We start from the raw sequence: 20,632 nt of genomic DNA on the forward strand, positions 1-20,632 counted from the left end.
GAGGTCATGGACCGCCAGGTTGGCAGTCCACGGCGCATTGCTACTTGTAGGTCATCGTGAAGCTGAGGGCCCCTTTGGCCTTGCCCGGCCGGATCGCGCTGCTGGCCTGTGTCTGGTAGAAGCGGGCGTAAAAGTTCAGCACAACGTTACCGGGTGTGATCACCATCATTGGCACTTCGGTCTGCAGCTCCATGGGCGTGACTCCATCACCTTTGAGAATCTGAATCCCCATGCCCTTGGCGTCCGAGTCGCTGGTCAGGGTAAAAACCCCGCTGCCGACAGGGCCCTCGGGAACAGAGCCTTCGACACCATCGAGCTGGATATGCGCCGTTGCCACGAAGCCTGCGTCCATGTAGGTCTCGCAGTTACTCAACGCAATACTGAAGGGCACCGCCGGTGTGGTGAAGCCGGGACCGGTGAAGTCCGCGCTGTCCCACTCACCCAACTGCACCGGGTCGGCACTGACCGGATCTGCACCAACGCTGCACTGTGCCTGAAGTATCGTGCCGGTTAGCCCGTACTTCATGATCCTGCCAAGCGTTGTCACGCTTCCGGAGAACAGTTCGCTGCCATTGAGCACATTGGGGCCGGAGGGGATCGGTCCGGTCTTGACCAGCGTTACATAGTTGTGCAAATGAACCAAAGGCAGGCTCGTGAGCATTTTCTGGTGGTCGTTGAGGCCGATGAACGGAACGGAGGCGCTTCCTCCTACAGGCGTGAAGCAATTGCTGCAGTTCCTGTCATACGGATACCCCAGTCTTATCCGCACTCCGACGCCCGGAATATTGGTTTGCAGTATCTTGCCTGTGAGGTCTTCCCCGTTTATCGGCTCCAGCGTGCCAGGAAATATCGGAACCGTAGCCGTTGCATTGAATTCCAGAAGAGCCGTGCCGTCATTTCTGCAGGCCGCCTCCAGACCTGCCTTGTCTGGCGTGGCTTGAAGCATATCGATGCTACCGATAAAGGTGCCCACTGGGGCGTCTTTCGGGACGTAGAGCGTGCCGATGTCGCGCCGGTAATCTTTTATTCCCGGTGGGGAAATCCAATAGCAATCGTTGCTCGGTATGTCATCCGGTACGTCGGAATAAGCCGCAGCACTATAGCTGGTCCCCAACAGGATCAGACTGGGGAGCAGGGCGTTCAATGCAGAGTTCATGGGGGGATTCCTGAAATAACAATGTCGCGGATGGCTCAGACCTGATGTCACTGGGCACACGTCATGTCTTGCATTCGGTAGCCCTTGGCCAGAGTCATGCCGGCGGGGTCTATGTGCAGATGACACTGAGGGTCGCTTTTCTCACCCCAACGGACATCGAGGGTTTGTGCCTGCATGCCGGTGGACAGCAAAATCTGCCCGCCCTGACCTGCGATGCCCAGAATGTTGCCCTGCGCATCGCTCACCTGGGCACCGAATGGCAACGGTTTGCCACCGTCAGTGGTTGCATTGATGATCAGGCGTGTCACCGTGCGCGCAGCGAAAGTGGTCTTGATCACGGCACCCCTGGCAGGTACTACTTGAGTACTGGCGTTATCGATTTCCACCTCGGGCCCCAGTCGGTCGGTTTGCAAGGTGATCGGGTTATGGCGGTAGGGACGCAGATAGGGCATCAATGCGTAGCCGCGACTATTGGTCCTGACACCGGTAGCGTTCTGTATGCCAACGCCGGGTGTATCGGGTACTTCGATCAGGGCGATGGTGTCGCCCAGATTCGGGCCGAACTCGATGCCGTCCGCATGCAGCAACAAGGCACCACTGACGTTGACTGATGCACTTCGATAATCATTGCCTTGGGTCACACCGGCGCCGAGGCTGGCGAAGGGCGCCTGATAGCCGGCCGCAAGGCCTGCACTTTGCTGCTTGCCGTCATCGTTGCTCAGACTGGCGTGATAGTTGACGCGGTTTTCATAGAGGCTGCCGCTCAGGCTGCCCCGTTGACTGTGGCGATTGGCGCTGCTTTGCAGGTCGAATGTGGCATTGCTCGAATGGCCGGTGTCGAGGGGCATCGAGATGCTCAGGCCGAACTGCCGGTCGTTGCCGCGGCTACTACTGGCTGCGCTCAGTGACTGTGAGGCGTAGAAGTTATAGGTGATCCCGGCACGATGGGTGTTGAAATTGAATTGAAATTGTCGCTGTTCGATATCGCTGCCCCAGTAATCCTGTTGCGACAGCGTCAGACCAACGTTGCTGCGTAAGCCGATTCTCTGATGAACCGAAGCTTCCAGGCGGCTTCGGCGGCTGCCTGTGAACGTAGCGTCGTTGCTGCGCTGACTGACGGCTTCGTCGAAATCCCGATAGCCTTCGGTGGAATAGCGATAACCTGCGAAGCGCAGATTGGTCTGGGTAGTGAACGCCTTGCCATACTTGATGGCGTAACTCATGCCTTGCGCGCTGGACTGACCGGGTTGGTCGATGCTGGCGCTTGACCGGGTCACATCGAATGCCATCGCCCCCAGCGTGCCCATGTCCCGTGACACGCCCAGTGCAGCGGCGTGGTAGAAGTCGCTGGTTATAAGTCCGCCATAAAGTGTCGAGTTCCAGCCTGTTCCAACGGCCAGCGTGCCTTGCCACAGCCAGGGATGCTCGGTGGCGTAGGCACCGTTGAAGCGGCCCAGGGCGGCGCTGTATTTCCAGGAGCCTTCGCGCAACAGGTTACTCATGGTCGAGTAAGGTTGGGTAAAGCGCCGTACCTGACCATCGGCCTCGGTCAGCACGATCTCCAGTTCGCCGCTGCCCGCCGTGTTCAGGTCATTTATTTCATAGGGGCCGGCACTGACATATGTGGAGTAGATCGGGTATCCGTTGCGCAGTACTTCCAGTTTGGCCCTGCTTTGCGCAACGCCACGAATCACCGGTGCGTAACCCTGCTGGGAATCGGGGAGCATCTCCTGATCGGTTTTGATCAACCCGCCCTTGATCGGCACGCTCCGGAAGACATCGCCGCCGGTGTAGGTTTCACCCAGGGTCAGGTTAGCGTGCGTGCCGGGCAGGTCGCGCTGTGCATAGGCATAGGCTCTGGTCCACTCGCGATGTCCCTGTGCATCCTGACGCACGCTTTGATTGCTGCGCAATCGCCATGATCCCAGGTTGATACCGGTGTTGAGGTACAGGTCTGCGCTGCTGCTGGTGCCTGTCTCCCTGTGGGTCGTCTGTTGCGCCGAGGTCTGGTAATTGATGAAGGCGGCGTTGATGCCGTAATCCCAAAGCGCCGGGTCCACTCGCCCGTTGGCATCGCGGCGCATGGCGATCTGCGGTATCGAGATCGACAGTTGCAGTCTGCCCCCGTCCAGTACGACCCTGTCGTCCGGAATCAGTTGCCCCAGCGCGACACAGGCGACTTGCAACAAGGCCGGGTCGGCCAGACTGCCGAGACGTACGCCGATCTGCTCCAGCAACTCCGGCGACAGGCAGGGTAGCAGGCCGTTGCCTTGTGGGTCGGCATCGAAACGGATCTGACGTTGGCCGAAATAGCGCATATTGACGTGGATTTCTACCCAATGCTCGCCTGGCCCGAGGCTCTCGACAGCTGACAACTGGTTCAGCACGCTGGCTGCGGCCGCACTGTCATAGTCCTGGCCCTGACGCAGGAAGCCGGGCTGGAAATTGACGGCGGTTGCCGCTTTGGTCGGCTCCAGCACAACGGTAACGCTGCCGCACACAATCAGCACCTGCATAAAGCGCAGGCGCACTGGTATGAACCCGGAATCGGGTAATAGGGTCATGTTCAATGTCCTGGGATGAAGCGGGCCTGCGCTGTTTCAGTCAGTCAGCGTGGCCGTAGCTGTCAGCGGCTGGCTGTAGCCGCCGTAATCGTTGATCGCGGCAAATACCACCTGAAGGCCCGGTACCGCTTTCGTTTCGTTGAGCTTGTAATGGCGAGAGCTGAACGGGCCAAGCATGGCGACTTCACTGACCTTTTCAGTCCTGCCACCGCCGGAGACGTCGAGGCGAATGAACGACACATGAAAGGGCGTCGGATTCATGGCGGTCAGCTCTGCCTTGCCGGCAATCTGCCGGACCGACCATTGCAGGTCCTTGAGGCGGGCAGTGGGGTTGTCAGTCAGCAGAGCCGGGCGATAAAACAGTTTGATACGGGTACGCAGGGCAATATTCAGTACATTGCCTTGCGAAGAGTTGGCCTGAGGTATTTCCTGCACGTTGAAGTAGAACAATGATTCACGATCGGAGGGCAGGTCTTGGGGCAGGCCATTGATCTGTACGTGTTGTTCCTTGCCCGGATTAAGGCGAAAAAGTGGCGGCGAAGGTGCGAATGGAACGACGGTGACAGTGTCGTCTGCCTCCGTATTTACCCAGGTCTGTACCGCGAACGGCCGATCACTTGGATTGGATATGACCACCGACGTACTGCGCTTGTCGCCATCGAATACTATGCGCGTTGCGTTGACGGTCAGTGCTGCCTGGCTGGCAGGTATATAGGCTGCGCACATGAATAACATCGTGCACCCCGCGAGGGCAGGTCTTTTAAAAGACTGTTGGCACATCATGAAAAGTTACCTTGTACGTTCAGATCCGAAACAGACCTGAACGTATTGAAGATGCTTCACGTGAAAAGACTATCGATCCTTACACAGTGAGCGAGTGGGTCGATGTATCAGTTAATCGCGACAACAAACTGGACATCCGCCGAGGCAGCACCGGCTTCAACGTTAGTTGCTGTCGAACGGTAGTAGGCGTTGAACACCATGTCGGTGACACCACCTTCGACCAGTGTGTAAGGCGCCGACGTGTCGCCTGGTTTGATCGAGACCCCGGTCTGGTCCTTGATGACAATCGCAACGCCCTTTGCCCCGTCGGCAGTAGGGGTGACGCCGAAGTAGTCGCCGCTGCTGTCCGCGTCACCGGTGAAGGTGACTTTGGCCGCATTCAAGTTACCACTCGCCAGGCCGCAGTTGCCGTTGTCATTGACGCGCAGGGCAAAGCTCTTGCCAGACAGTTCGTCACCGATGCCGGTGAAGCGGCTGGCCTCGATAGAGCCCATGTTAACCAGGTTGCCGGTAGAGCCATCGCCCGGATTGACCACTTCGATAGGGCAGGTGGTGGAGGTTATCTTGCCTTCGAAACGGATGGTGCCGGAGTTGGCGGATGCGACAGTGCCGGTCAGTGTGGTTGCCAGAGCAAGGCCCAGTACGGATAGCATTTTATTCAAGATAAAAACCTTATAAGTATTAACGTTACAAGAGTGGAAATGTAACTATTTATGGTGTCTTGAGAGACGGTTTGTGTTGTGCGTCATGACGGGGCGGGAGTTTACAGCAGGTGCGTTAGTTGCGAAGTCTCTGGCGGGCTTTGGTTAGTGGCGGGAGGTGTAGGATATTTCCTAAATTAGTGTCATACATTTAAAATCTTGAGTTTTTACGTTGTTCCGGGTTTTTCATGGGTCTGTGCTTGTCTGTTCGGGCAGAGAATCCGAAGGGGCAAATGTAACGGTATGGAAATAGAGGCGTTGACTGAAATGCCGCCGACAGCGATGGGCTTTTTATCGGCGGCGGGAAGTTCGGTTCTCTCACCTGCGAATCTCGTATATAAGCATGTATACGTTCTGTCCTAATTTGCCAAGCTGTTTTGTAAAAGCTGTCCTTCGTGCCAGCCATGAAGGGCTGCTGGGTGATGCTTCATTAGTTATCAATTGCTGGTCGCGCCTGGCGTAAGGGCCTGTCATTGGCCGCGGGTTGGGTCGCGGTGGCACAGGCTTTGACTTCCCGACCGCTCTTGGAATCAACGTATTCTCTGCTAAGTTACCTGCGCCTGAATTCGCTGGATTCGTTGGAGCAGCCCCATCCTCAGACGTGGACTTCGACCTGTTCAAAAACCTGAATAGTCTGCCCGTCAATACCGGCTTAGTTACATCGTCCCCAACGTGGACCGCAGCATGGACCGCTCTTTTAAGCGTATGTCTCAATATCCCCCCACTGATCTCTACAGCGGCCCCGATATAGCCGAGGTATTGCCCTGCTTGCATGGCTTTGGTGTTTCCCGTCACCGCACCATAAGTACTGGCAGCCGTTGATGCAGCACTGATAAAGGTTCCTGTCGCCAACACTGCGGTTGTAATGCTGGCGCCCGCGTATGAGGTCATCGATAAGCCTAGAAATGCTATAGGGCCCGTGACGGGGGTGGCTATTCCAAACGTGGTAACTGTCGCGTAGTAACTGAGTAGCGTGAACACTACGCCAGCCGCGAGCGAGACCCAGGTCCATAGGCCCAGGTCACCCCGCATCTCTGCCGGTATCGCATCCTCATCGGGCCGTCGCAGCCTGCCGCTCTGGGAGCTGGCGTCATGCCCGGTGGGGTCGCGCCAGGCAATGGGGTTGCCCAGGCAATAGGTATAGGGGTTGACCCCACCTGCGCCAAAGGGGCTCAAGGAATCGGGGCTGTGAAAACGCATCATGCCGGGGTTGTAGGCTCTGTAGCCATTGCCCAGCAGATACCAGCCCGTGTCTTTTTCGCATACCTCGCCGTTGAACCCAGCGACGCTGAGCAGCGCGTCATCGCTGTGGCGTTCTCCGTAGGCGCTGTAGACAGCTGTTCGCAACGTGTCCTGCTGGAACTCACCAATAACGCTCTGGTTCGCATCCGTCAGCAACAGCAGGGTTTCGGCAGGTTCTCCGATGGTCTGCTGGCCTATGGGTTGCTCGTCAATGTGCAGAAACTGAGTTCGTCGGTCGTCCTGCACCGTGCTGCTCAACTGCTGGCCCTGATAAAAACGCAGTATTTCGCTGTCACTGCCATTGCGGGTGGTGGCCAGATGATCATTGCTGTCGTAAGCGTATGTGTTGATCGGCTCACCTGTCGGTTTGTCCGTCCGTACAAGGCGGCTTTCACTGTCGTAGTACAACAGGTTGCCATGCTCGTCAGCGGACTGATTGCCGTTGGCGTCATAGCTGAACGTCGGGGGCGGTGTGTCCCGTGGAGGCAGGTAGGTGATGCCGAGTAACTGGCATCGGTCCCTGGAATCGGGGTCCCCTTCTTTGCCATAGCGGAAAATGGCCGTCTCAGTGCTGAAGCAGGCCTCATTGCTGACGTTGTCAAATCTGGTAGTGGTCAGGGTCATGTTGTCCAGCTCGTCGAAGATGAACCTCTGGTTGATGATCGCTTTGCCGGATGCGTGCACTGGCCGGTTACTGCCTGAATAGGCGACGCCGCTCAGACGACCTCGAGCGTCATACTGGAACTCTTCCAGCAGCAGCGGGTTGCCCGCTTCCTGCAAATGACGGCTTTGCATGAGCCCGTCGGGTTGCCATTGCTGTGTCAGCGTACGTACAGGGTGATTGCCGGCATTCTGCGTTCTGAGAACTTCCTGTCCCTGGTCGTCATATTCAATACGGTTTACCAGGCTGGTTCCGGCTACTGTGTCATGGGTCGTCATCTCGCAGGGCTGACCCAGTGTGTCATAACGCGTGGTCACCTTCACGTTGCCCTGAACGGCACTTTCGAGTCGGCCGAACGTGTCATACCGGTAAATCGTTTCAACGCCTTTGACACTGTTTTTGACGCCGCCTTTGCTCCGGCCTTTGACTACACCTTTAACCGGGTTTTTGACGTCTTTTTGTTCGACATCGGTGCGATACATCGCACGGCCCTGCAAGGATGTCCGATGAAGGGTTTGCCAGGTCCGGCCTTGCAGATCTTCCCAGGTCTCTTTGGTCAGCTGGTTATGCGCGTCATAAGCGTAAGTGCGCTTGCCCTGCTTATTGGTGGCAGAGATCAGGCGGGCACTGACGTTGTCATACTCGAAACGGGCAGCGTCATCCGGTGCAGTACTGGAGACACTGGAGACGATCTGATCGGTGAGTGCCAGGTTGTAGGTGTAGCTAATGTCATCACCCTTGGCCGTTTTGCGGGTTTTGATCTGCCGGTGACCGTCCTCATACTCGTAATGCTCGATACGTTGCCCTGCCTGGGCCAGTGTCAGACGCCCGAGCCCGTCGAACGTCTGTTTGCCTGCCGCGGTTTTGGTAATACCGTCCGGATGAATCACGTTCAGGCTGGTCGGCAGCTCGGTGGTGCTGAACGGTTCATACTCACGATGTGCCTCGCTGCTATCGGGCAAGCGTGTGCTGACCATGCGCGACCAGGCGTCATAACTGAACTGCGTTTTGTGGTCTGACGCATCGGTCTGTTCCGTGCAGCGTCCAATTCCGTCGTAGAGAAAGGTTTGTGAGCCCAGATCTCTTCCTGCTGCGTCCTGGCTCTTGATCTTGTCCGGTTTGCCGAACATGTTCAGCCAGGTCTCGCTACGACCACTGATCAGAGGTTCTGCGTCACCGCTTTGCACCCAGGTCTTCTGAACAGGACCGTTATGTTCTTTACTGCCGATGGGGTCGTGGTACTGGTGAGTCTGCATGCCGTGATCCGAGGCAATGACAGATTGCTGGTTCCAGTCGTCGTAGGTGTAGGTGTTTCGCATAGCGAACAGTTGCTGGTTGTCGAACCAGTCGTAATCCGTTTCGTATTGCACATTGTTCCAAGCGTTGTATTGCGTTTTATGGATCATGCACATTGCTTGCAGATCATTGCTGTCGATGTGGTCCCGTTCCTCGAGTATTGCCCGGCCCAGGCCGTCCATGACAGAGCGGGTCTTGACCTTGCGGGCGTCGGTCAGCACTTGTTCTGCCCACTGTCCCGTATCGGAACACAGGGTGTACTCGTACTCGCGACTGGCTTCATAGCCAGCACTTGAATTCGGTGCGATCGTTTCTTTGGTCAGCCGGTTGAGCGCGTCATAGACATAGCGGATCTCCACGCCTTCTTCCAGGATCAGCAGCACCTGGCCGGTCAACAACGACTGCTGTTGCTGCTTGCTTATGCGAGTGTTGTCGAAGCCGATAGTGGTGATCTCTATCAGCTGTACCGGGACCTGCAAGTGTTTGCTGTTGCCCTTGTTGTTGCCCTTGCCCTTGCCCTTGCCCTTGCCCTTGCCCTTGATCTTGATCCGGTCTTTGCCCTTGCCTTTGATCTTGATCCTGATCTTGCCCTTACCCTTTTTCTTGCGGCTGCTGCTATTGGTGCTGTTGCTGTTGCTGTTGCTGTTGCTGTTGCTGTGACTGATGCTGGCGTGGCTGTACTCGTAGACGGTAACGGTGTCCTTTCCGTTCACGGACTCGATATTTTTCGCGATCCGACCATGCTGGAAAGGCGCGTCCGGCTGGTTGATGTGCTCCAGCAGGATCTTTTGCAACTCCACAGAGGTTCCACCGCTTTCAAGCTGCAGCAGTGTTTCGGTTTCCGGCACGATCCAGTCGGGTAACTCGCTGCCGGTCAGTGCAGGCAGCGTACTGTAGCGATAACGTGTGGACAGGGTAGGGGCCCCGGACTGCGACGATGGCGCGGGTTCGACCACTTTTTCTTTCAGTCGGGAGACAAACCCTTCCGCATCGGCCGGGCAACCGTCGCCACCGCCGGCCGGGTACCAGCTGCTGACTTCTTGGATCCCGTCGGCGCGTGTATGCACCAGCGGATTGCCGTAAAGGTCATAGGTATAGGTGACGGTTTCTGTGCGCGTCCGCTCAGGCTCGTCCAGCCGTTGCCAACGGGTGGTGACTTCGCTGGGTAGCTGACAATTGTTGGGCTGCATGGAGTAACGCTCGCCCGGCCGAATGTTATAGGCGGTCGTGACCGTTTGCTGGTTGTTGTTTTGGGTGGTGACTTCAAGGGTCTGCAAGTGAAAGCGGTTGAAGGTCCGCTCTATGCTGCGCACGGCCTTGCTGTCGACCCACAGGCTTTCGGTACAGACATAGTTGTAGTCCTGCAAGGTTTTGTAAAGGTTGTCCAGGCCGTCGTCTTCCCAGACGATGCGCAGCTCTGCACCGAGAAAATTTCGTGAGTGTTGCTGGCCGTCCTTGTAGGTATATCGCACATCGACCTTTGCCTGACCGAGGCCGGGATCGATGACGTGCTTGGTCACTCTGGGTAGGGGCGGGCGATCGGCGCTGTATGGAAACGCATGGCCTTCATCCTCGTAGTAAACATCTTCGCTGCTTCCAGACGGTGTCTCTACATGGTTCACGCACCATTGATGGTCGTTCTCCAGGGTATATTCAAAGCGCCATGACGCATTATTCTCGGTGGGCAGGGTGATGCGCGATACGCGTCTGTCGGTGCCGACGAGGGTCATCAAAAAGCGCGCCAGTGGAGCACCGCCAATGCCCTCATACGGATGCAGTTTCAGCTCGACGAAATCGTCGCTGCGTGCAATTTCCAACAGCGTCTGACCCAGGTCGTCAGTGATCGAAGCAAGCATGTAGGTGCTGCTTTTGAACAGCTTGTGCTTGAGCGTGATGCTGTGCCCGGACGGCGCGATGATTTTCACCGCCCAGGCCATTCTTTTATTGCCGCTGATGTGCAACTCGAGGATTTCCACCAGACCTGATTTGTGCACCACCCGGTAGGACGTATCGTCCTGCTTGTAGAAGTGGAAGGTGTCAATTTTCTTCTCGGTCATCGTCCGTAGGCCGTTGCTGCCGGTGCCGTCGACCAGGAAGGTCTCGCCTGTGCTGAGGGACAGGATCTGAGTGGCAGGGTTGTATTGTGAAACCTGTAGATTCCAGCCCATGCCATAGCCGCTGTCCAGCGTATTTAGCTGACTGTAGGACAGGTCGAGTCGGAACCCTGGTCCGCGCAGGTCATTGCTTTGCAGTTCGGGCATGCTGATCGATATGTTGTACAGCCCGGTGCGCGGGTCAACGCCGCTTTTCAGACAACTCATGAAATTGAACGCGTTGGAGTGCACGGAAGTAGAAGCAGCCATGGAGCGGACCTCGCTGATTGATGCGGGACAAGCGCTGCGGTGTCTGACGATTGTGCAGTCCTTGCGCTCTGTTCATTGACGCCCCCCAAGCCTGAACTCCCTGAGGCGTCCGTGTGGCTGGAGGTCTTGCCTAACCCTAACAGTCCGAACCCGGGCAACAACCTAGCAGTAGTGCTAGTGGGCAACTGGTGGGCACCGGCGTAAAAAAGTCCTATCCGCATTTGCAAGGTCAACCCTTGCGATACACCCATTCAGGCGGAAACGAGAAAGGAGTCTCACTCATGGCGCTGGATTTTCCCGCCCCCAAGGTGCCCGACCTGCAGCAGCCCGGGAATTACCTCGACCTGGATCAGTTGGGCGGCGCCGACCTGCTCACCTGGATCAACTATCCAGGTATCGAAAAAGGTGATTGGTTCATGCCCAACTGGCGAGGTTGCAGCGCCTTGGGCGCAGTGGAGGACTATGTCGGCGAACTTGTCGAGGTCGGGGACCTGGAGCCTGAAGGCATGCTGCTGAAGATCAATAACCCGTTGCTGACGAGGCTTGGCAATGGCTGGGTGTTTTACTCGTACATAGTCGAAGGCAGCATCGAGGAATCCCAGCGCCTGTTTTTCTATGTTGGCAAACGTCCACCAACGGCTGCCGGGCTGGGGGTGCCGCAATGCAAGGAGTCTCACGATCTGAAGCTTGATCCCGACCTGCTGTGGGGCGTCAATCAGGTGTCGATCGTGACGCCGCCGTATCTGGCCATGCGCGAGGGCGACAAAGTGATCCTCACACTGGATCTTTATTTCGACGACGGCTGCCCCTCGGACCCTTGGGTCGAGTCCCGGTTATTGACTGGGGACGAGGTGGGCCAGCCTTTGCGGTGGTCGATAACCACTAGCGTATTTTTTCCAATTGCAAATGGCGTCGCGCTGATGAGCTACCGCATCGAGTATGCCGATTCCACATTGATAACGGATTCAGTCACCCAGTCACTGGCCATCGTCGCACCGTCAGCGGCGTTATTGCCGGCATTGAGGATCAAGGATTTCAACGGTGGCTCACTGGATCCGGAAGCCTTTCCTGGCGGCATCACCCTGCTGATCGATCCTTCGGGCATGCAGATCGATGACGATGTCGTGGTTTACGTTTCCAGCGGCAATATGCTGGTGCAGACCCTGAGGGCCGACATATCCAATCTCGACAGTGGCGTACTGCAGTTCTCGCTGGCGAATGCCTGGCTTTGCGCCAATAACGGCAAGGAAATCGAGCTGGTGTATCAGTACGCGCGACCAGGCCATGCCGCCAGCTCGTTGCCGCGCAAGGTCATGCTGAGTCTTGCGCTCGATCTTCCTGTGCCCGTTATCGACCACGCCACGATCGAGAGCTCTGGAGAATGGGGAGTAAAGGGCTATATCAATGCCTCGTGGCTGCAGAGCGGGGTGAAAATTCGCATACCGGACAATGCTTTCATCGGTGACGATTCCACGGTACAGATGCACTGGGATGGCAATACAAGCACGGGCAGCTTTATCGCTGATCCTTCACCAGACGATCCGCGCCTGTTCATCATCCCGTCCACGGCGGTTCCGGCCAATATGGGCAAGTGGGTAGATGTGTATTACAAGGTCGTTTCGCTGTCGCAGTCAGGCACTTCGCCAGTATTCGAACTGGAAGTCAGAGGCCTTGTCGGTGTTTGGCCGGTTATCCAGATCATGCGACCACGCATTACCGATACCAAGCTTTACCTCGACCTTGTGCCGTCAGAAGGTGCGGGTCTGGACCTCGCATCCTGGCCCTATATGGCACCCGGGCAACGGGTACGAATCAAGGCCATTGGCTTGTCACAATCGGGTTCGCCACAAGCGCTCGGGCTACGTACCGGCGCAGCCGAACCGCTCAGTGAGGCGGAATACCAATCCAAGCAGGTGTCGGTGATCATCCCGAGGGACTTTCTGGAGAGTCTGCAGAGAAACAATCTGACCAACACCGTGGCGGTTGAAGTCAGCTTTGATGACGGGGCGACTTACACACAGTTTCCGTCTATCGATTTCGAGGTACTGGACGGTCATTCTTCACAGGCCGGCGGGCTGGCGCAGGACGCAACAGCCACTGGTATGACCCCACACATGCAAGGACGCAACCCTATGGCCAATAACACGCTGAACCACCTGACCGAGTGGATGAAAGACCCCGCTAACAATGTTATGTGGGGTTGGGACTCCATCGCTGCAATGGCCCGAGGCGAGGTGAATAACCTGTTGCTTCAGGAGTATGTTGCGCGTTTTTCGTCGGACACCTGTATAAAGCCTGTGAGCGGAGAGGTGATACTGAGCGACGGGTTTAAAGAATGTATTCACAATTTTATTCTGGATGCGCCCAGACTGGCCTTCTCGAACGATAACCTCGGTTATTCTCATGCGACATTGACCTGTTCGATTCTGGGCGGAACCCAATTGACGATGAAGAATAACGTCGATAATTGGGAAGCCTACAGGGTTATCCATATCGATGCGCTGCAAGGTCCGAAGCTGACACTGGATCTCGCGCTGGAAATGGTCCCGGGCAATATCGAGAGCGATGGCCGGGTGCGGCTCGACCTCAAGGACAGTGACAATTTCATTCTTACCTTCGCGGCTGACAGGGCTGACCGGGCACTCGGCGGAGATTTTTTCAAAGCCCTGTTCAATGATTTGCCGGACGATGAGCGCATATGGACGCTTGGCGTGATCAAGCGTGGCAGCAATGATCTGATGCACCCTCAGTCTTTCAAACTGCGCACCCAGACCAATCCTGCAGCACCTCTCGACCCGCATGCCGCCAACTATGGCGACGGGGCCGTGCTGGTGTTCATTCGTCTGGAAGGCAGTCAGGAAGACGGCGACATCCCGGTAGAGTACCAATACCTGATACCGGATGATGTCGGGAAAGATTACTCAGCAACAGTTTTGTTCAGTGCTGAGCGTACGTTCAAGGCGGCACTGTTCATCGGCGAGGTGACCAAGACCATTGCTTCGGTTATTGCAGACGTGGATTTCGAATTTGTTCATGATGGCTCCGGCCGACTGGTCAAGGCGACGGCCAAGTCGGGCAGATTGAAGACGTCTGAGTCGAGCAGCCGGGATGTCGAGGTTCAAATCGATGGCGTGTCAGTCATGGCAAATGTTTACAAACCCGAGACCTGGCTTGAGGCGTTGGAGAGCACGCCTTTGTCAGTGCAACTCATTTGCGATGGCACGGTGGAATTGACCTGGAAGCCCAAAGCTACACCCAGCGTTATGCTTACGTTGCCAGGCCAGACGGTACTGGTCATGAGCAAGGTCATCACGGTCGATGTACGGTGCATTTATACCTTCGCCGAAGAAAACAACGACCTCGTTCTGACCCCCAGCCTCACGATAAATACCACCAGCGGTGAACCGGCTTTCGGAGATTTGGATCCACCACCATTGAGCCCGTCATTAGCGTTTTTGATAGTGGCAGTAAAGACGAATTTCGAGACCCTGGACACTCATCCGTTCGAGTCCGGGATCAGGGCCGTACTAAAGGGCAAACTCGCTACCCGTGTGCCGATCAGTTCGTTCATCCGGGACAGTATCAATCTCAATTTCAACGAAGCCATTGTGCCTGATGTACTGCGTGCGCCCAGAGACATAGCCGCCTTCGGGCGCATCAATAGTTCCGGGGCAGACTTTGTCGTCAGCCCGGCGGAGCATCTGATGGTAGTCGACAGTTCCACCACCTTCACCACCTTCACCACTCAACCGCTGGCGTTGAGTGTGACGTGGGGTGTCGAACGTCTGGATGGTCATACGCAGAACTACGGTGCCATCAATGGTGCCGGCCGGTATTACGCGCCAGAAAGCTCGGCAACCGAGTTTCCGTTCACACGTGTTCGGGTGACGGCCACTGACATGAGCTCCAACTATCAGAGTTCGGCGCTGGTCACGATCGTGACCAACCCGATCACCCTCAATCCGTTGATTCAGGTGTGTGACGCCGGGCAGATTGTGGAGCTCGAGGCAGGCTCGCTCGGCACAGAAGAAATGTACTGGTCGCTCAAGGATCCGGTTCCCGGCGAAAGCGGTGTCCTGGAGCCCAGCCAACTGGCTGATGGTGATCACCGTTACGTCGCGGCGCAGCAGGTGTCCGGCAAAACCTACCTATTGGATCAGATAGTCGTGACCAGTGGGCAGGCGAGTGTTTCGTCGTGGGTGCTGGTAAAGCATCAAATCCCACTGTTAACCGTGAAAGTCGTAAGAACCGTGGAGGTTTCGGAAGTTCTGGAGGTTGCGAAGGTCGGCAAGCCCGTGGACGTTGTGACCATTCGTGCCGATCAGGTTCAACTGCAAGCGTTTGCCGATGGCGCTACGCCGGCCGGCGTCGAGTGGAGAATAGGCGCCGGGAGCGGGAGCATCAGTGACGGCTTGTACACCCCCGACATATCGTCGACTGACCGGTTTGTGCTTATTTTTGCCGAGGCCGATCATTCAGTCTTTGACGTCATTGAGGGGCATATCATATTGCCGCTACCGGTGGACGGGTTTGCCACGGAGCTGGAATTGATGAAGGGCAAAGAAGTACCGGCGTCCTGACCCAAGGCACATCGGTCTTATCTATATCAACATCACAGGAGGTGATGTCATGGCTGGTTATTCAGCGGAAAGTCTGTTGGCATGGATGAAAGATAACACGCGTCTCAGAGGCTGGGACGCGATCATTGCTCTGGATGGCGACAAGGTCAACGAGCTCCTCGACCATGTTTACCAACAGAGTCTGGCTCAGGGAATGTCGCGTCCGGTGCCGGACGGAAGTATCACGATTCCCAATACGATTGATTCCCATTTTTTTCTCGGGCTGTGTTCTCGGGGCACCAACCTTGTCGTTCAAGCACAGCGTTCTGGAGAATTCGCTGCTGGCCTGGCGCATTCCGGTTATCGCCGGTTTGCATACCGTGGTAGAGAACGCTCTAGGGCAGCACAATGTTCACAGAATCGCAGCCTACGACCCACTGAATGCGCCGGGCCTGGATTTCGATCTGGAAATGAGCAGTCAAAGCGCGGATCTGGTGGTGGACCTTGGTCTGGCTAAAAACCTTTCACTGGATTTTCCGGGCCATTCTACCGAACGAGAGAAGATCGGCGACTTTTTTCAGGATTGGTTCAGCAACCCGGAAAATCAGGAGCAGCAGTTCAGGCTGGGTATTTTCAACGAGCAGAGCAACGAATTGCTCAATGTACGTAGAATTGATGTGCGATCACAGCTTGAAAGCCCAAATGCTGTATCGGTCCATAAAAAAGGCGCGTTGCTGCTGTTCACGACCATGCAATACGGCGTGTCGGGCGGGATTCCGGGTGGCGACTCCGACTTCCGTTACCTGATTCCCAACGATGCTCAGCATTCGTATTCGGCGACCGCCGTGTTTTCCTCTCACGCACTGCACCGTGCTGCCTTTGGTCATGCGGCGATACAGATGCTGCAAGCGTCTGAATTCAGCTACAACGTTCCAAACGATAAACCACTGAAGCAGATGGTCGCTCAGGCCGGCACGTTTGAAGTTCCGGCTGGAGAATATCGCAGCGCGGAATTCGTCTTTGAATCGGAATCCTTCAACGTTCAGGCCTTCAACGCCGAGCATCCCCTGACCATTGACTTCGAGTACGTCCAGACCACGCAGACCTGGGAGTTTCCCTGCACGCTGGGTTTTCGCTACAGAGCGCTGGACAGCGATGAATGGCAATCGCACAACGCTACCTTCAACATCAGCCTCAAGCATGAGTTTCATCTGCTGGAAGGTGAGTCAGATGATCAAGCAGTGGAAGGGCATCTTTATACACCTTACCTGTTCGATCATGAGGTCAGCGCCGTTTCAGGAACGCTGGACAACCTGAGTGCCAGGGAGCTGGAACAGGTCAACGGCTTCGTGGCCTACACCGTCAAAAACGCTGTGCTTCAAGGGTTGAGCAAAACTCTGGATGCTACCGGCGCCGAGCGTTTTCTGGGCGGCTGGTTATTGCCTGACGAGCAAGCTTTGCAACCCGTACTCAAGCGTCTGCCTTATGACCTGGCCGTGTTCGGTCGTATCGATCCCGGTGCGTCCACGTTCAGTATCGCCGGGCACCAGGCATTGATCGGTATAGGCGAAGAGCTGCAATTGACCACCCAGCCTGCGCGGGCGGGCATCGCCTGGTCTCTGGAAGATCCTTTGGGTGGCGATGCTGAAGGACTGGGAAAAATCGATATGCAGGGCCGGTATACGGCTCCCGCAACGCTGCCCGCAAGGCAGGGTTTTCAGCGTGTACTGATCAAGGCTATTGACCCGGTGTCGGAGCATGAGAGTACCGCAGTGTTGACGGTGCTCACCAGCAGCGTCAGCGTCAGCCCGTTGATTCAGGTGTGTAATTACGGTGAACGGATAGCGCTTTCAGCACGCAGTTCGCGTGCAACTCCCCTGAAATGGACGGTGGTCGATCCGATACCCGGACAAAGCGGGACGCTTGAGGATGGCGTCGATGCACCGCATGAGCAGTTTTACGTCGCCGGTCCAGGTGGGACAGGGAATAATACCTATGTCCTTGACACAATAACGGTCAGCGACGATCAGCACACCCAGTCAATTCAGGTTCTGGTTCTTCGCCACTCACCGATGCTGTTCATCACGCTTGTCAGCGTCAATGATCAGCGTGCCGAGCTGAAAGTCGTCGTCAATGGTCATGACCTTCAAGTCACCTGGAGTCTTGATGGGCCGGGCTCTATAGACGCCACTGGCGTGTACAGCTGTGATGCCGAAGCACCCGAACGCTACGTTGTCGTGTTTGCAGAATTTGAAGACGACGCTTTGGGCACAATGGCCGGGCACTTGATTCTGCCGCTGCCATTGAGTGGTTCCTCCGGTGTGGTGCAGGCACTGACCGGGACAGCGGGGGGCTCGGCGGCTAATGCAATGCCCCGTTCATTGAGCGGTATTGTGCAGCGAGCGGGTGCAGGTACCTTGACCCAAGGCTGGGGAGCCGTCGCGGCGGTCAGTCGCAGCGAGCTCAACCGGCATATAGAGCAACAATACATCGAGCGCTATCAGGATCTGGCCTTCTTGCCGTTGTTCACCGGCGACATCGTGGTGGATGAGCGACAAGGCGACACTGTTCGTCTGAAACAGGTCGAGCTGGGCGTGCCGGTCCTGTCGTTTCTGCCTGACTCGCCGGGCTCCGGCAGTGTCCTCGTCACGATGAACATGGTGTCTGGCCGTTACAGCGGCTTGCATCAGCCGGAGGGGAGTGCAACCACCGTGTCCGGCAGCTCCATCATCAGCGAGCCCATGGGCTTCAGGCTGGCAATGACTGTTGACCTCTTCGTGGGTGATGAGGGGCATGTGCTGCTCGATCTGGCCGGCGGGGTTGACATTGCCTGTAATCTGGGGGGCCTCGATGATGTGATCAATCTGCGGCTGGCAGATTTCTTTGCTGAGGAGTTCAAGCAGATTGCACTTCATCGCCGGGTTTTCTCTGTGCTGCAGGCACAGCTCAATCGCTATCATGTTCAGACGCCAGCCAGCTTGCGGCTTGTTACCCGCGCTGCGCCGCGTTCAAGCGATGCGCGTATGGACACTACTACCGGTGATGGCGCGCTTGTGCTGTTCATGGGCGCGCAGGATGGCGACGCTGAAGGCGTGTTTGCACCGACAGATGATTTCGTTTATCCGATACCTGATGATCGTGGGGAAGACGGTCAGCCAACCTACGGCACGGTGCTGATGCTCTCGCAAGAGACTCAGTCGATGATCGAGCGTGAACGTCTGCACGTGGCGGACTGCCTGAAGTTCACCGGTGGACGCGTATTCGAACCACTTGAGCAATACCGCCCACATGACCTGCTGTTGTTTGGCAGCCTTCGTTCGACACAGGCCAGCATTACACCCCTGTTTTCGACCCTGAAGGTCGGGCAGACTCAGCGATTTGCCCTGCACAACCCGCAAGGCGAAGAAATACCGGCCACCAGCTGGAGTGCGTTAAGCATTAAAAGCCACCTGGCTGCGGGAAGCGGCAGCATCTCTTCCAGCGGTGTTTACACGGCGCCGGGGCTTGAGGCGATTGGCCATGACGCGTTGCGCGTGGTCATCACAGCCACGTATGAAGAGTCAGGCGCTGTCGTCAAGGTCTCGGCGCTGGTGGGTGTGGTATCACGCAGCATGGAGTTGGCGCCAAGTGTAACGGTAGTGCCAGGGGGGGATGCGCTGCAACCGGTCTCGCTGGCGGCTTCGACGCTTGACGGCAGCCCGGTGAGCTGGGCGCTGTTGGGCACTGAGCTTGGCAGTTTGAGTACGGTCGACAAGGGCGCGCTCTTCAGTCCGGATGCCAGGTCCGGAAAAAGAGCACTGGCGGTGCAACAGATACAGGCGTTGGGTAATGACCGTGGCATCGCTACGGTGCTTATTGCCAAAGGGCAGCAAACGCTGCGTATCGAGCCAGCTTTCGTACCCAGAGCACGGCCAAAGGTAGCGGTGCAGTTACACGATGACAGCGCACTGCTGCTTGGGTTTGAGCGACGCTGGAAAGTGGCGGGTGGGCTAGGCACTGTTGATCAGTAGGGGCTTTTCATGCCGCCCGATCAGGCGTTTGTCGCCAGTAGCGTGGTGAGCTGTGAAGTGCTGAGCAAGGGGGTGGTTATGGCGTACGGCTATAGCGTCATCGAATTATCCGAAGTCATCGATGAAGAAAGTTGGCAAGAAATGTCGATGTTTATCGTCACGGTTCCTGGCTCGTCACCGCCTTACGGTAATACAGGCAATCTGTACCCCAACGGTTATCAGCAACTCAGGCTGCAGATCAAGACCCAGATAAGGCCGCACAACAACATCGAGTACGAGCTGAGTCCCACCGAAAGGGCCTCCATGCGTCTGGTAGACGATGAATCCAATCAATGTATCGAGTCAGTACTCTCCCATCTCGAAGGCATACCCGAGGGGGATGGCCAAACGTGGCGCGTGCGCAGTCAATATAACCGCTTCGAGCTATCCGGGGCTGGCGTCTTGGCTGCTGAATCGGGCCTGGATGCGTCACGGACAATCACGCAGTACTTCTTCCTGCACAGCCGGGCGGTATCGGGTTTCGTCAAAGTCTTCCACGCGAAATTTCAGGATGACAACGCCAAGTGGTGGACCTCTTTGATGGTTGAAGAGATTAACAGCAAGGTTGAAATCACCCCGCGACACTTGCCCAGTTTCGATGCCCGCAGTTACACCTTCATTCCGCGGCGTGCACATGGGGATGGCGGAAATCCTCCGGTTGATCCGCCGTCGAGTGGGGCTCCGGACTTTGGGGTGGATGTGCATTTCGATTACCAGTTCGAGACCACTGATTACTGGACGCTGACTTTCATTAACCCCGAAACCCAGCAATGGGTGAATTTCGAGACGCTGAAGTTTCTGCCCTCCAAGCCTGACGGTGACGGGATCAATACGTCGATCATTCTCTGGGAGAGCGAGCTGGAAGAAGAAAAAATGTTCAGCTGGACGGGTTTTATTTTCGACGACCCTGCGGTTATCGGTGATGTAAGCAAGGTGAACTTTGACGAAGCGCTCCAGGACGTGATGGGGGATGTCCACACGTTGGACATTGACGTCAAGATGTCCTTATTCGAGACCGGCAAACTGGTCATCAGCCTGCACCGCCTCCGGGGCCTTAAATATATCCCGGTAGGTGACTCACGCGACAAATTGATGGGGGAAATAGTAGTCCTGTTGCTCGATAAGCAGGGCAATGCCCATAAACGACGAATCGGTTTTCTGGCCACCGGCGTCGGCAGGCGCAACCGTCTCATGCATACCCTCTATTCGGTATAGAAGCCCGAATAAGGCATTGATGCCACACACCGACAGGGAGTCA

At 56.4% G+C, this 20,632-nt stretch carries 6 protein-coding genes and 1 pseudogene; 2 read left to right on the top strand and 5 right to left on the bottom strand.

Annotation, left to right across the window (positions count from 1 at the left end; all coding sequences use genetic code 11):
* Positions 1-40: 40 nt before the first annotated feature.
* The 5 genes from LJU29_RS10820 to LJU29_RS10840 form a co-directional block, all read right to left on the bottom strand.
* Positions 41-1,156, bottom strand: a complete 1,116-nt coding sequence (locus LJU29_RS10820; RefSeq protein ID WP_016981028.1) for a fimbrial protein — start codon at positions 1,154-1,156, stop codon at positions 41-43.
* Between the two features lie 47 nt (positions 1,157-1,203).
* A complete protein-coding gene (locus LJU29_RS10825) occupies positions 1,204-3,720 on the bottom strand; it encodes a fimbria/pilus outer membrane usher protein (protein WP_257112297.1) in 2,517 nt (838 codons plus the stop codon).
* A gap of 36 nt (positions 3,721-3,756) precedes the next feature.
* Positions 3,757-4,503, bottom strand: coding sequence for a fimbrial biogenesis chaperone (locus LJU29_RS10830; RefSeq protein WP_054996909.1), 747 nt, complete (start codon positions 4,501-4,503; stop codon positions 3,757-3,759).
* A gap of 107 nt (positions 4,504-4,610) precedes the next feature.
* Positions 4,611-5,165, bottom strand: a complete 555-nt coding sequence (locus LJU29_RS10835; RefSeq protein WP_054996919.1) for a fimbrial protein — start codon at positions 5,163-5,165, stop codon at positions 4,611-4,613.
* 357 nt (positions 5,166-5,522) lie between these two features.
* Positions 5,523-10,766 carry an RHS repeat-associated core domain-containing protein gene (locus LJU29_RS10840; RefSeq protein ID WP_257112302.1) on the bottom strand — a complete coding sequence of 1,748 codons (5,244 nt, stop codon included), beginning with the start codon at positions 10,764-10,766 and terminating at the stop codon, positions 5,523-5,525.
* Between the two features lie 281 nt (positions 10,767-11,047).
* Here LJU29_RS10840 and LJU29_RS10845 point away from each other — a divergent pair, with 281 nt between their 5' ends.
* Complete coding sequence (locus tag LJU29_RS10845; RefSeq protein WP_257112303.1) at positions 11,048-15,346, top strand: hypothetical protein; 4,299 nt, start codon at positions 11,048-11,050, stop codon at positions 15,344-15,346.
* Between the two features lie 49 nt (positions 15,347-15,395).
* Positions 15,396-20,589 (top strand): annotated as a pseudogene (locus LJU29_RS10850) (imidazole glycerol phosphate synthase).
* Positions 20,590-20,632 lie beyond the last annotated feature (43 nt).

Origin of the sequence: Pseudomonas ficuserectae, from assembly GCF_024584585.1 — a bacterium.
Taxonomy (GTDB): Bacteria; Pseudomonadota; Gammaproteobacteria; order Pseudomonadales; family Pseudomonadaceae; genus Aquipseudomonas; species Aquipseudomonas amygdali.